This is a genomic window from Methylobacterium sp. NPDC080182 (genome assembly GCF_050281105.1).
Taxonomy (GTDB): Bacteria; Pseudomonadota; Alphaproteobacteria; order Rhizobiales; family Beijerinckiaceae; genus Methylobacterium.
In genome coordinates this window covers 149,679-162,700 of sequence record NZ_JBNNWO010000001.1, presented here as the reverse complement: position 1 = coordinate 162,700, position 13,022 = coordinate 149,679, and the positions used below count along the sequence as shown (strand labels likewise).

Here is a 13,022-nt window from a genome sequence, read left to right as displayed (position 1 = left end):
CGGATGGGACAGTGAGGGCGCGCCCCGCGCCTCAGGGTGTGCCCGGCGCCCCCGGCATCGCGGGCGGGTAGCCCACGGCCTCCCGCTTCTCCGCCACCGACAGGAAGTCCGCGGCCTGGACCCGGCGCCACAGGGATTCCCGCTCGCCGGCCAGCGCCTCGATCCGGTCGAGGTCGGGCTCCAGGTCGATCGCCCCGAAGGCGGGTTCCAGCCAGCCGGCCAGCGCCCGGGCGGTGCGGGCCGCGAGGGGGATCAGGGTCTGGCGGTAGAGGGCGCGGTTGGCCTCGGCGTAGTTGGCGTGGGTGTTGTCGCCGGGGAGGCCGAGCAGCAGCGGCGGCACGCCGAAGGCCAGGGCGATCTCCCGGGCGGCCGCGTCCTTGGCCGCCACGAAGTCCATGTCGCGCGGCGAGAGCGCGAGCGGCTTCCAGTCGAGGCCGCCCTCCAGCAGCAGCGGCCGGCCGGCATTGGCGGCACCCTGGTAATTCGCCTCCAGCTCCGCCTTCAGCCGGTCGAATTGCGGCTCGGACAGCGTCGCCCCGGCGAAGACCAGGGCGCCGGACGGCCGGGCGGCGTTGTCGAGCAGCGCCTTGTTCCAGGCGCTGGCGGCGTTGTGGATGTCGAGGGCGGCGGCCGCCGCCGCGATCGGGGCGAGCCCGCCGGTCTCGTCCTCCGGGTGGAACAGCGTCAGCGCCAGGATCGGCGCCACGGCGATCCCCGGCTCGGGCAGGTCGAACCGGCGGCTGCGCCCGCCCGCCGTGTAGAGATAGGCCGCCGGCCAGCCGTCCGGGCCCGGCAGCACCCGCATCCGTCCGGGACGCAGGACCTGGAGCGCGGCGACCCGCCCGTCGAGGCACACCGCCTCCAGGTAGGCCGTGCCGGTGAGGAGGAGGTCGGCGTAGAGCGTCTCCAGGAGGTGCGGCCCGCTCTCCCGGGGGTTCGGCCGCGCCAGCAGGGCGAGCAGGTCGCCCGCGCGCTCGGCGCCGGGGCCGGTGGCGATCAGCGGCAGGCCGGCGGCGCTCTCGGCGACGAGCCGCACCGCCCGGTGGACGACCGGGTTGGCCTGGTAGCCGGCCCGGGCGAGCGCTGCCGGATCGCGGGGCGTCCAGCTGGCCCGTCCCTCGGCGTAGAGGGCGAAGGCCGGGGCCGCGGCGGCCTTGGTGGCGAGGGCCGGGCCGCCGGCGGCGCGGCGCGCGACCCGCGCCAGGCGTTCGAGGAGGGTCGACATGCCGGTCCGTTCCTGAGCTATGGTCACGCGATGCAGCCCCGGATCCCCACACGGCCCCAGGCGCGGCCCCAGGCGCGATTCCGGGGACGGGTCCGGGGACGGGTCCGGGCGGGGACCCGCGTCGCGGCGCGGGTCGCGGCTCTGGTCCCAGCGCTCGTCGTCGGGCCTCTGTCCGGGCCTCTGGCCGGGCCCCTGGCCGCGCCCCCGGCCGCGCCGGCCCGGGCCGCGGATGCGCCCGCACCCGCGCCCCTGTGGCCGGAGCCCGACGGGACCCTGATCCTGGCGCGCCCCTTCGGCCGGTCCGAGATCAGCCTGCGCCTGTCCCGGCGGGTCGCCGGGGCGGTGGACACGCTGACCTGGGACGGCGTCACCTTCCTCGCCGACACCGAGCCCGGCGACGCCCTGCAGGCGCGGGCGGAGATCGGCTCCGGCGCCGCCTGCCGCCGGGCGAGCGAGGCCGGCACCCCGCAGGACGGGTCCGGCGCGCCCGCGGCCCGCCGGCTCCGCGCCCTGCGCGCCGGCCGGAGCTGGGCCGAGACCGAGACCCGCATGGCCTGGGACGGCCCCGCCGACCCGGCCGACGAGCCGCCTGCGGACTGCCCGACCGCCTCCGCGAGCCCCGCGATCCCGGCCCCGCCCCCGGCCCCGCTCCTGCGCAAGCGGGTCGCCCTCGGCCTGCCGGGCCTCGGCAACGCCGTGGAGGTGCAGGCGAGCTTCGTCCTGACCGAGCCCGCGGCGGCGCTGCGTCTCGAACCCCTCGCCGCCGCGGTGCCGGCGGAGTTCTCCGCGGCCTGGCGCTTCGACCCGTCGACCGGCGGGCTCGCGCCCCTCGGCCCCGGAGCGGGGGAGCGGCCGGACCCGGTGATCCTGGCGACGCCGGAGGGCTCGCACGCCGTCGCGGTCTGGGCCCCGGGTCCGCCGGAGCAGGAGCCCGACGCGCCGCGGCCCGGCTTCGCGGTTGCGCCCGAGGCCGGGGCGAACCGCCTGAGCTGCCGCTTCCGGCTGGCGAACGCCGCCGCCGGCGCGCACGATTTCGCCTGCTACGCCCTGGTCGGCACCCTCGCCGACGTCCGGGCCGCCCTGCGGAGCCTGACCGCGCCGCCGTGACCGGCCCGGGGCCGACCTGTGCTAGACTGTCCGGACCGACGAACCGATGGAGGTTCCGATGGACAGGAAGCAGGCCCTCGAACTCGCGATCTTCGTCATCGCGCTCGTCCCCTTCCTCCGCTGCCTCATGCCCTCCGCGACGCGCTCCCGGGGGCCCCGCCGCTCCGGCTCCCTCAGCTACGATTCGGGCTCCGGCGGCGACGGCGGCGCGATCTTCGGCGATGGCGGCTGCCACGGCAGCGACGGCGGCAGCTGCGGCGACGGCGGCGGCGGCGGTGATGGCGGTGGCGGCGGCGATTGAGCGACCGCTCGGGCGTCCAGGAGCCCGGCACGCCCAGGAGCCCGGCACGCCCAGGAACCCGGCACGCCCAAGAACCCGGCACGCCCAGGAACCCGGCACGCCCAAGGACCCGGCATGCCGATGTGCCGGGGTCGGGCAGCGACGACGGTTCGGGTATCGGAGGCGGGCCGCGGCGCCCGGGAAGGACGGCGGGGATCAACCCGACAGATGCGCCGCTCAATCCGCCCGCCGTCGCCGCGCAATACGGAGAATTACGGTGGGGATTCCCAGCTCAGGACCGCGTGCCGTGGCCTGATCGCTACAGATTTGGCGCACGACATTGTGTATACAGCATGCAGTTCGTTCCAGAGACCACGAACCGACTCCGGCGCGCTTCACCCGAAGCGCGCCGAATTGTTTCCGGCGACCGCTGTCACAACCGCCGGATCCGGGGCTCGGCCCGGGGCTCCAGCATCAGGTGCGTGAGCGCCCAGACCAGGGCATCGAGCCGGTCGGGCGAGGTCCCGCCGGACAGGCCGTCCGGGCCGAAATCGCACAGCTCGTCCTCCAGCGCCGGGAAGGCGCCGACGTGGTGGACCAGCCCGCGGGCGTAGAGCAGCGAGACCGGCTCGGCGCGCAGGTACTTGCCCCGCGTGGCGTGGACCCGGGTCACCGGCACGGCGGGGTCGCACTGGCCCAGCACGGCGGCGGCCATCTCGCCGCCCTGGTTGACCTCGACCACGAGGGCGTCGGCCCGGAGCCGGTGGTAGAGCGCCAGCGCCGCGGCCGCCCAGGCCTGCGGGGTGGCGCGGGCGAGGCTCGCGTCGGCCAGCACGTAGGCGTGCCCGCCCGCGCGCCCGGCCGCCACGATCCCGCAGGCGTCCGAGCGCGCGCCCGAGGCGGCGGGGGGATCCACCGCCACGACGATCCGCCCGAGATCGGGCGCCGCGGCGAGGCGGCCGGCCTCCAGGGCCGCGCGCGTCCACAGGCCGTCGTCCCGGTCGGCGATGAGCTCGCCGTCGAGTTCCTGCCGGCCGAGCCGCGTGCCGGCGTAGCGCCCGACCACCTGCTGGAGGAAGTCGGGCGCGAGATGCGCGGCGTTGTCGTGGGTCCGGGCACGACTCACCACCGTGCGCGGGTCGGCGAGCAGGCGGCGGATCAGCGGCACCGGCCGGGGCGTCGTCGTCACGAGGTTGCGCGGCCGGGCGCCGAGGCGCAGGCCGAACTGCAGCATGTCGAAGGCCGCCTCGGGCCGGCGCCACTTGGCGGCCTCGTCGCACCACGCGGCGCCGAATTGCGGGCCGCGCAGCGCGTCGGGCTCCTCCGCCGAGAAGGCGAGCGCGACGGCGCCGTTGCTCCACTCCACCCGGCGGCGGCTCGGCGACCAGGCGGGCCGGGCCCGTCCCCGCGCCGGCAGGCCGAGGAGGCCGGAGGGCCCCTCGACCATCACGTCGCGCACGTCGAGATGGGTCTCGCCCACCAGGGCGATCCGCCCGACCGGCGCGCCCGCGAAGGCCGGGTCGCCGCGCGCGAGGGCGTCGACCCACTCGGCCCCGGTGCGGGTCTTGCCGCTGCCGCGGCCGCCGATCACCGCCCAGGTGGTCCAGGGCGCCGCGTCGGGCGGCGGCAGCTGGTCCGGCCGGGCCTGGTGCAGCCAGTCGCCCGCGAGCGCCCGGAGGAGGTCCGGCGGCAGCGTCTCGAGGAAGTCAGGCAGCCGCCCCGCCGCCGACAAAGCCAGCAACGCGTCGCGCGATCTCCGCGCGCAGGGCGGGCAGGTCGGGCTCGGTGTCGGGTTCGGTGTCGCGTCCAGTGTCGCGTCCGGTGCCATCGCCCCCCTCCCCCGCGGCGCCGCGCGCGCCCTCCGCATCCACCGTGTCGAGGAGCCGCTTGAGGCCGCCGAGGTCGCGCAGGATTCGGGCGGAGTCGCCCGCGCCCGCCCCCGCCCCGCTCAGAGCCGCGTCGAAGGCGGCGATCTGCCGGGCGATGTGGGCGCGCAGACGCGCCCGCAGGGTCGCCGGGTCGGCCGCGGGGTCGCCGCGACCGGTGACCGCCGGCGGCAGGTCAGCCCCGAAGGCCGTGGCCATCATCGCCGGGTCGAGCCGGCCGAGACCGAGGATCTCGGTGACGTCGCCGGGATCGGCGCCCGGCGTGCACAGCAGGCGGATCAGGGCGGCCCGGCGCGCCGCCGGCCAGCGCCCTGTCAGGAGCCGCGGCCGGTGCTGCCGCGGCCTCGGCCAGCCGGCCCGGGCGTTCCAGGTGTGCACGGTCTTCGGGTGGACGCCGAGACGGGCCGCGATCGCGTCGCACGTCAGGTCGGTCTCGCGCAGGAGCGTCAGGGCCTCGGCGCGGCTGTCCGCCCTGCTGGGAGGGGGTGGCCACATCGGGGTCTCTCCGCACACGTCTCGACCGTGCCTGGTTGATACCCCGGCAGCGCGCCGGTGTCAAGCGCAAATTCCTATTTCTCGGGCGATATAGGACTTAAGGCACAGTCCGGTCTCAGCCCTCCCAGTGCGCCACGCCGCCGTGACCCGAGCAGGTGCCTCGACGGGTGTGGCTGAAGCTCCACGTGCCGTCCCGGCACTTGGCCGTGGCGCCCGCGGGCTTCCTGCCGTCGAGGCTCTTGGCCGGCCGGTGGACGTCGGACCCGTCCCGGCTGCGGTAGTGGCCGTGGCGGTCGAGGTTCCGGTCGTCGGGCTCCGAGAACGGCCGGGCGACGGCGCCGCCCGACAGGCCGAGGAGGACGAGGCCGGCGAACACCGGCCAGCGGGCGGCGTTCGTCGCGGTCAGGACAGGCAGCACGGCACCCTCAAGGTTGTATCATCTGCCAAGAGACACAACCGGATCGGGGCGTCACGAACTATCTGTGGTTATCCAGAAGCCAGCTACAGGTTGTGCGCGCGGGTCACGGGCTGCGCGCGGGCCGGACCTCGGCCGGGGTCGCCCGACCGGCTCTCCGCCGCGTCCGCGCGCCCGGTGCGGCCCCGCACGTCGGCGGGATGCTGAACGGGCTCGAAAGGTATTGCCGCTAATGTCCCGGTGAATGGCAGATCTGAACGCGGTTCAGGACCGGAACGGCCGTCCGGTCGACACGTTGACCGGCGCCATCCGCACGCAGGCGTCGCCTTTCACGCAGTTCGTCAGAGTGAATCGGGTACAGAATGGTCGGTGAGCCACCAGGGTCCGGCGCGGAAGACCCGCTGGGCAACGGCCCCGCGGGGGATCCTGGTCGGGGCCCGGCGCAGGGCACCGCGGAAGCCGCCGCCCTCAGCGACAGCTTCAGGCGATTCGCCGACGTGGTGCCGCTGATGATGTGGCGCTCGGACGAGGCCGGTCAGGCGATCCACCACAACGAGTGCTGGCTGGAATTCACCGGGCGCCCCCTGGAGGCGGAGCTCGGCCTGGGCTGGCGCAGCGGGCTGCATCCCGAGGATTTCGAGCGGCACGCCCGGATCGTCGCCGAGGCGTTCGAGGCGCGGGCGCCCTTCACCGTCGAGTTCCGCCTCCGGCGGCACGACGGCGAGTACCGCTGGCTGCTCGACACCGCCCGCCCCCTCGTGGAGGACGGCCGGTTCCAGGGCTATCTCGGCTCCTGCTTCGACATCACCGACCGCAAGCACGCGGAGGAGCACATCGAGCACGCGCTGGCCGAGAAGGAGGCGCTGCTGGCCGAGGTCTACCACCGGGTCCGCAACAACCTCCAGGTGATGGTCAGCCTGATCGGCCTCTACGGGCGGGCGGCCCCCGACCCCTGCCGCGGCAGCTTCGAGGCGCTGGGCCAGCGGGTCCGGGCGATCGCGCTGGTGCAGCAGCACCTGCACGAGGCGCCGCACATCGCGTCGATCGACCTCAAGGACTACCTGCACCGCCTCGCCTCCGGGCTCGGGCAGCTCCGGCGGGCCGGGCGGATCGGCGTCCAGGTCGGCGGCTCGGGGAACGGTCTCGTGGAGCCGCGCACCGCCAACGCCCTGGGCATGATCGTCGCGGAGATCGTGGCCGAGTGCCTGGACGCCACCGCCGAGCACGTCGCCTGCGCCATCGCCATCGACATCGAGGCCGCCGCGCCGCTGCGCCTCTCGATCGTCTCGAAGGTGAGCGACACGGCCGAGTCGGGCCGACCGAACGTCCCGAAGCTCGGCCCCCGCCTCATCGCCGCCTACGCGGCCCAGGCGGAGATCAGCGTCGCGGGCGATGCCAGCCCGGGCGACCCCCTGTGGCTGACCCTGCCGCCGGCGCGCCCCGGCCCGCAATGAGGGCCCGCGGCGCCGGACCCCGTCGCCACAACGGCGCGGCCGGCCTATAGCGGCCCAGACCTTTCCGGACCCGGCCGAGCATGCTCCCTCCCATCGACACCATCATCGAGAATTTCGAGATCGTCGAAGACGACGACATGCGGCTCGAGTACCTGATCGAGCTCGGCCGCGCCCTGCCGCCGATGCCCGAGTCGGAGCGGACCGAGGCGAACCGCGTCCACGGCTGCGAGAGCCAGGTCTGGATCGACACGCGGGCGGAGCCGGCGGACGGCACGCCGCGCCTTGTCCTGCACGGCTTCAGCGACTCGTTCATCGTCCGCGGCTTCGTGGCGCTGATGATCGCGCTCTACACCGGCAAGACGCCCCAGGAGGCCGCCGAGACCGACGGCCTCGACCTGTTCCGGCAGCTCCGCTTCGGCGCCCACGTCACGTCGAAGCGCTCCAACGGCGTCCGGGCGATGGCGGAGCGCATCCACCGCGACGCGGTCCGGCTCGCCGCCGAGGCCTGAGCGGCCTCACCCGCGCCAGAGGCGCAGGCGGGCCCGGTCCGGACCGGTCGCCTCCCGTTCCAGCCCGTAATGCTCGGCGAGCCGCCCCAGGGCGATGCGGGCCACGACCTTGGCGGACCGGGCCGGCCAGCGGCGCTCGGCCTCGATCCGCTCCAGGCCCTTCAGGAATCCGCAGAGGTCGATCAGCAGGCCCGAGAGGTCGCTCCCGACCGCGTCGAGGGCGCCGCGCACCCGCTGCCGGGCCGCGATCACGTGGTCGGCCGCGGAGGCCGGGTCGCGCGGGCCGCCACCGTCGATCCGGGGCGCCCCGAGATCCGCGCCCATCCGCGGCAGCAGGGCGGCGGTGGTCATGTCCCGCCGCAGCCGCTCCCCGGCCTCGAAGGCGGCCGCGTCGATGAGCGGCGCGCCGTCCCGGTCGCGCCGGCGCACCATCCAGGCCAGGGGGTTCTCGGCGGCGTTGCGCAGGGTCGGCCCGGCGCCGCCCTCCACGACGGCGAGATCGCGGTGCTGGTTCGCGAAGGCGAGGTCGCCCGGCCGGGCCTCCCGGCGCAGGCGCGCCCGCCCGGCCTCGCTGATCGTCAGGCGTGTGCCGGCCGCGTTCCACGTCGCCAGATCGGCCGCCGCCAGGGCGCGCCCGGAGGTGGCCGCGAAGCGGCCGCTCCCCACCGAGATCCCGTCGCCGCCGCGCCGGGCGACCAGCGCGTCCTCGACCAGGGGGTCGGGCCGCGCGTAGGCGCCGGGCTCCCCGAGCCGCGCCAGCAGGCGCACCGCCTCCGCCGGGAGATCCCCCGGAGCGGCGCCGCGGTGACGCGTCCCCGCGGAGGCGGAACGGCCGCCCTTCACTCGCATGTTCATGTTTTGTTCCGTGTGTGCTACGACGGACGTGCGAAGCCTCCAGTCTCTCAGGAAAAATCAGAAGGTCAAGGCTTTTTTACCTACAACCCACAGCTATCTAGCGACGGCCGCGCGCGTCGGCGGCCGGTGCAGGATGTCGGCGATCTCGCCCTCCGACTTGCCGCGGACCTCGTAGCCCATCGCCTCGAACCGGTCGATCAGCGCGGCGCTCTCGGTGGCGGAGCGCGCCGCCCAGGCGGCGAGGATGTCGTTCACCCGCTCCAGGTCCGCGGCGGGGTGATCGTCCTGCGGATCCGGCTGCGGATCGGGGGTCGCGTCCATGTCGGCACCTCGGGATCGAACCGGTGACCGTGGTAGACGCCACGGCCCGCGGTTCAACGCCCCAGGCCGGAACCGGCTCCCGGCCGAGCCGGCATCGCCGCCAGCCCTCTTGGATCACCCCGGATCCGCAGCCGCCCTCAGAAGTCCCGCTGCACGCGCGCGCGAACCTGGATGACGTCGACGTGGCGGGCGGTCGAGACCGGGTTGGCGAGGTTGTTGACGTAGGCCGCGTTCTGGTTGGGATACCGGCCCAGGTCGAGGATGCGGCCGCTCTGCGGCCCGTAGCGCGTGTAGATCGCCTCGACGCCGATATCGAACTCCTTCACCGGCGACCAGATCAGGTTGCCGCCGACCACGAAGCGGTAGCTGTCCCGCAGGACCTGGCTCAGGTCGAAGAACCGCGTGCCGGGGGTGCCCGGCCCGGTCCCGGTCACGCCGAAATAGGCGCCCTGCGCCGCGCGGGCGCCGCGGGCGAAGCTCAGGGCGCCGTAGGAGCCGAAGAAGGCGGAGCGGACCGCGGGCGTCCAGTAGTGCAGCATCGCCGCCGTGAACGAGTAGCTCGTCGACAGCTCCAGGCGCTGGGTGAAGGGGTTGATCACGCCGTCGCTGAAGAACTGGGAGAAGGCCGCCCCCTGCACCGCGGTGGCCGATTGCGCCCAGGGGCCGTTATAGGCCGGCAGGCCGGTATACAGGGCGGTGCCCTCCCCGTAGGCGCCCTGCAGGTAGAGCGTGTCGCCGGTCGCTATCGCTGGCAGGTTGATCTTCACGCCCCCCTGAACGGCCCAGCCGAGGGCGGAGGCCGCGCCGCCCGGGGTGCGGTTGTTGCCCACCGAGACGGGCGCCCCCAGGTTGGTGCCGGCGAACGAGACGCTGCTGAGCAGGCCGTGGTTGACCTCGTGCACGGCCCCCGAGAGCTGCGCGGAGCCCCAGGACTGGTCGGAGCGCAGGACGCCGACGATGTCGGGCATGCGGCTGCGCTGGACCGTGTCCACGAAGCCCACCCCGGTCGGGCTGCCGGCGGCGTCGTAGCCGACGAAGACCGGGGCGACGGGGTTCCCGGGCGAGAGGATCGCGCCGGGATTCGGGAACGCCGAGGCCGCGGCGTTCTGGGACGCGTAGACCGGCGTGCGGCGGAATACCGGGTCCTCCATCGACAGCGATGCGGACAGGCCCTTGCCCAGCGTCGCCGTGTAGGCGGCGAGATTGGTCGAGGGATTGTCCGAGCCGATGGAGGCGACGATGAACTCGAAGTCGTGAGCGTAGAAATCGAAGAACGAGGAGGCGCGGCCGGCGGTGATGCCGGCGAACTGGATGAAAGCCTTGTCGACGTTGAACTGCTGCTGGGCCCGCCCGAACTGGTCGACGCCCAGGGCCGGGAAGGCGCCGCCGATCCGGTTCAGCGCGCCGGCATGCATGGTGGCGAAACCGGTCCGGCTCCCGGCGTCGAGGCGGAGGAAGGCGCGCAGGGTGCCGTAGGACGTCTGGGACCGGGCGTCGAGGTTGATCCGGAGGCGGCCCTGGTAGCCGCTGTAATCCCCCGGGGTGGCGGTCGCACTCCCCGAACGGCTGTAGGAAGGCTGGTAGGCGTACTCGTAGCGCGCGCGGCCGGAGAGGCGCAGGCAGGTATCGGTGCCGGGGATGAAGAAGAAGGCCTGGCCGTAGGCCGAGCAGATCCGCACGTGCTCGATGAGCTGCGATTTTCGCCGATCGGGAAGTTCCGCCGCCTCCGCCGGCAGACTCAGCAACCCCGCAACACCCGCCAGTACGCCCGTTGTCCCCCGCTTCGCACGATGTTTCCGGTACTCCGCACACAAAACATGCATCGAATCGGCCATTCCACCATCCGCAAGTCCCCCTTCATGTCGGACGGATCGCGGAGCCGGATAATCCCAGAGCGATTTTCTCGGGCCTGTGCTCGGCTCGACTTGTCAGGATCTGTGGCGCACCCGCGGCGTTCCGGTGCCGCGTTGAGGCCGAAATCGGCCGCTGCGCCAAGTCCCTGGCGGGTTCGGGGCCTTCGCCGAGACCGCACGATCGGGCCGCCCCGGCGCGGCTCCCGACGCCGCTCCGGCGCGGGACCGCGCCGGCGGATCGCGTCGTCGGCCGGACCGTTTCCCGCGCCACCGATGCCGGAAAGCAACGGATCGGCCCCGGTCCCGTGGCCGCGCCGTCCCGGCCGGCGATACGCGCCGCCCGCCCCGGCCGCGCCCCCGGACGCCTTGCATCCGCGCGCCCGGCGGGACACATCCCCTCACCCGGACGCGACACCCGCGCGCGACGGGACCCGACGGGAGAGACGATGACGGAGATCGGCCACGGCTTGCTCGCTCACAGGACCGGCGCGCCGGTGGCCGAGGCCCGGCCGCGACGCTTCAGCGTCCACGGGCAGGAGATCACCGACGACTACGCGTGGCTGAAGGCCGAGAACTGGCAGACGGTCCTGAAGGACCCGGCCGCGCTGCCGGAGGACATCGCCGCCTACCTGAACGCCGAGAACGCCTTCGCCGAGGCGGCGCTCGCCGGGAGCACGGAACTCCGGCGGCAGCTCGTCGCCGAGATGCGCGGGCGGATCCAGGAGGACGAGAGCGGCGTCCCCGAGCCGGACGGGCCCTTCGCCTACTACACCCGCCACCGCGAGGGCGGGCAGCACCCGCTGATCTGCCGGCGGCCGGCCACATCACCCGACGTACCCGAGTCGGGCATGGACCCGGATGAGACGATCCTCATCGACGGCGACCGCGAGGGTGAGGGCCTGCCGTTCTTCGAGATCGCCGCCGCGGTGCATTCCGACGACCACGCCCGGCTCGCCTGGAGCGCCGACACCAAGGGCTCGGAACTCTACACGATCCGGGTGCGCGACGTCGCCACCGGCCTCGATCTCGACGACCGGGTCGAGGCGACCTCCGGCGAGGCGGTCTGGGCCGCGGACGGCGCGAGCTTCTGGTACGTGGCGGTGGACGCCAACCACCGCCCCGCCAAGGTGATGCGCCACCGCGTCGGCACGGGGCAGAGCGAGGACGAGACCGTCTACACGGAGGCCGATGCCGGCTACTTCGTCCACATCGGCAAGACGCAGTCCGGCGCCTTCCTCGACGTGACGGTGAGCGACCACGAGACCTCCGAGGTCCGGCTGCTCGACCGGCACGCGGAAGACGCCCCCCTGCGCCTCGTCGAGCCGCGCACGCCGCTGCTGATCTACGGCGTCGAGCACCGCGGCGACCGCCTGTTCATCCGCACCAACGCGGACGGCGCCGAGGACTTCAAGATCGTCACCGCGCCGCTCGACGATCCGGGCCGCGCCAACTGGACCGACCTCGTGCCGCACCGGCCCGGGGTGATGATCCGCCACCTGCACCTGCTGGCCGGCCACCTGGTCCGGCTGGAGATCGAGAACGCCAAGCCGCGGATCGTCGTGAGAGACCTCGCTGACGGCACCGAGCACAGCGTCGCCTTCGCCGAGGAGGCCTACTCCCTCGGCCTGCGGGCCGGGCTCGCCTTCGACACGGCCACGATCCGCTTCGTCTACTCGTCGATGACGACCCCGTCGGAGACCTGGGACTACGACTGCGCGGCCCGCACCCGGCTCCTGCGCAAGCGGCAGGCGGTGCCGAGCGGGCACGACCCGGCCGCCTACGTGACCCGGCGGCTCTTCGCCACCGCGCCCGACGGCGAGCAGGTGCCGATCTCGCTGCTGCACCGGCGGGACCTCGCCCTCGACGGCAGCGCGCCGCTGCTGCTCTACGGCTACGGCTCCTACGGCACGCTGATGCCGGCGGCGTTCCGCACGAACCTGCTGAGCCTCGTCGACCGCGGCTTCGTCTACGCCATCGCGCATATCCGCGGCGGCACCGAGAAGGGCTGGCGCTGGTACCTCGACGGCAAGCGCGAGAAGAAGCCCAACACCTTCACGGACTTCATCGCCTGCGCCCGCGCCCTGATCGCGGCGCGCTACACCGCCGAGAAACGCATCGTCGCCCATGGCGGGTCGGCGGGCGGGATGCTGATGGGGGCTGTGGCCAACCTCGCGCCCGAGCTGTTCGCCGGCATCGTCGCCGACGTGCCCTTCGTCGACGTGCTCAACACCATGCTCGACGCGGAGCTGCCGCTGACGCCGCCGGAATGGCCCGAATGGGGCAACCCGGGCGAGAGCGAGGCCGCCTTCCGGACGATCCTGTCCTACTCGCCCTACGACAACGTCGCCGCCAAGGACTACCCGGCGATCCTGGCGCTCGGCGGGCTGACCGACCCGCGGGTGACCTACTGGGAGCCGGCCAAGTGGGTCGCGCGGCTGCGCGCCACCATGACGGGCGGCGGGCCGGTGCTCCTGCGGATCAACATGGAGGCCGGCCACGGCGGCGCCGCCGGCCGGTTCGACCGGCTGGAGGAGGTGGCGCTGATCTACGCCTTCGCGCTCATGGCGGTGGGGAAGGCGTAGAGCCGCCGCCCGTGCGGGCGCGGCGCTCCAAGGGGTGCTG

General features: G+C 74.3%; 12 protein-coding genes. 5 read left to right on the top strand and 7 right to left on the bottom strand.

The annotated features are described in order from the left end of the window. Positions 1–31 precede the first annotated feature (31 nt). Positions 32–1,225 (bottom strand): phage portal protein, encoded by a 1,194-nt coding sequence (locus tag ACQKQD_RS00810; RefSeq protein WP_100251612.1) that lies wholly within the window; start codon positions 1,223–1,225, stop codon positions 32–34. Positions 1,226–1,255: 30 nt separating this feature from the next. Here ACQKQD_RS00810 and ACQKQD_RS00805 point away from each other — a divergent pair, with 30 nt between their 5' ends. Together ACQKQD_RS00805 and ACQKQD_RS00800 are read left to right on the top strand one after the other, a co-directional pair. Then, positions 1,256–2,332 (top strand): hypothetical protein, encoded by a 1,077-nt coding sequence (locus ACQKQD_RS00805; protein WP_100251611.1) that lies wholly within the window; start codon positions 1,256–1,258, stop codon positions 2,330–2,332. A gap of 58 nt (positions 2,333–2,390) precedes the next feature. Continuing rightward, on the top strand, positions 2,391–2,633 hold the full coding sequence (locus ACQKQD_RS00800; RefSeq protein WP_234081909.1) for a hypothetical protein: 243 nt from the start codon (positions 2,391–2,393) through the stop codon (positions 2,631–2,633). A gap of 412 nt (positions 2,634–3,045) precedes the next feature. Here the strand turns inward: ACQKQD_RS00800 and ACQKQD_RS00795 are convergent, their stop codons facing one another. From ACQKQD_RS00795 to ACQKQD_RS00785, 3 genes are all read right to left on the bottom strand, one after another. Next, the gene (locus ACQKQD_RS00795; RefSeq protein WP_020090929.1) at positions 3,046–4,344 is read right to left on the bottom strand and encodes a DNA-packaging protein; all 1,299 of its coding nucleotides are present in this window, start codon (positions 4,342–4,344) and stop codon (positions 3,046–3,048) included. Further along, positions 4,319–4,993 carry a helix-turn-helix domain-containing protein gene (locus tag ACQKQD_RS00790; RefSeq protein WP_020090930.1) on the bottom strand — a complete coding sequence of 225 codons (675 nt, stop codon included), beginning with the start codon at positions 4,991–4,993 and terminating at the stop codon, positions 4,319–4,321. The genes ACQKQD_RS00795 and ACQKQD_RS00790 overlap by 26 nt, the downstream gene beginning before the upstream one ends. 115 nt (positions 4,994–5,108) lie before the next feature. Then, positions 5,109–5,411 (bottom strand): DUF3761 domain-containing protein, encoded by a 303-nt coding sequence (locus tag ACQKQD_RS00785; RefSeq protein WP_100251610.1) that lies wholly within the window; start codon positions 5,409–5,411, stop codon positions 5,109–5,111. Positions 5,412–5,770: 359 nt separating this feature from the next. Here ACQKQD_RS00785 and ACQKQD_RS00780 point away from each other — a divergent pair, with 359 nt between their 5' ends. Both ACQKQD_RS00780 and ACQKQD_RS00775 read left to right on the top strand, forming a co-directional pair. Then, positions 5,771–6,862, top strand: coding sequence for a sensor histidine kinase (locus tag ACQKQD_RS00780; RefSeq protein ID WP_427507235.1), 1,092 nt, complete (start codon positions 5,771–5,773; stop codon positions 6,860–6,862). A gap of 80 nt (positions 6,863–6,942) precedes the next feature. After that, the gene (locus tag ACQKQD_RS00775; protein ID WP_020090933.1) at positions 6,943–7,371 is read left to right on the top strand and encodes a SufE family protein; all 429 of its coding nucleotides are present in this window, start codon (positions 6,943–6,945) and stop codon (positions 7,369–7,371) included. Between the two features lie 6 nt (positions 7,372–7,377). On the opposite strand, the gene ACQKQD_RS00770 is transcribed toward ACQKQD_RS00775, so the two are convergent. The 3 genes from ACQKQD_RS00770 to ACQKQD_RS00760 all read right to left on the bottom strand — a co-directional run bounded on the left by ACQKQD_RS00770 (position 7,378) and on the right by ACQKQD_RS00760 (position 10,382). Then, positions 7,378–8,220, bottom strand: a complete 843-nt coding sequence (locus ACQKQD_RS00770) for a DUF6456 domain-containing protein (RefSeq protein ID WP_427507460.1) — start codon at positions 8,218–8,220, stop codon at positions 7,378–7,380. Positions 8,221–8,319: 99 nt separating this feature from the next. Continuing rightward, positions 8,320–8,547: a hypothetical protein gene (locus tag ACQKQD_RS00765; RefSeq protein ID WP_103984631.1), complete on the bottom strand. Its 228-nt coding sequence runs from the start codon at positions 8,545–8,547 to the stop codon at positions 8,320–8,322. Positions 8,548–8,684: 137 nt separating this feature from the next. Further along, positions 8,685–10,382, bottom strand: coding sequence for a porin (locus ACQKQD_RS00760; protein WP_427507234.1), 1,698 nt, complete (start codon positions 10,380–10,382; stop codon positions 8,685–8,687). Positions 10,383–10,846: 464 nt separating this feature from the next. On the opposite strand from ACQKQD_RS00760, the gene ACQKQD_RS00755 reads away from it, so the two are divergent. Continuing rightward, positions 10,847–12,982, top strand: coding sequence for a S9 family peptidase (locus ACQKQD_RS00755; RefSeq protein WP_427507233.1), 2,136 nt, complete (start codon positions 10,847–10,849; stop codon positions 12,980–12,982). Positions 12,983–13,022 lie beyond the last annotated feature (40 nt).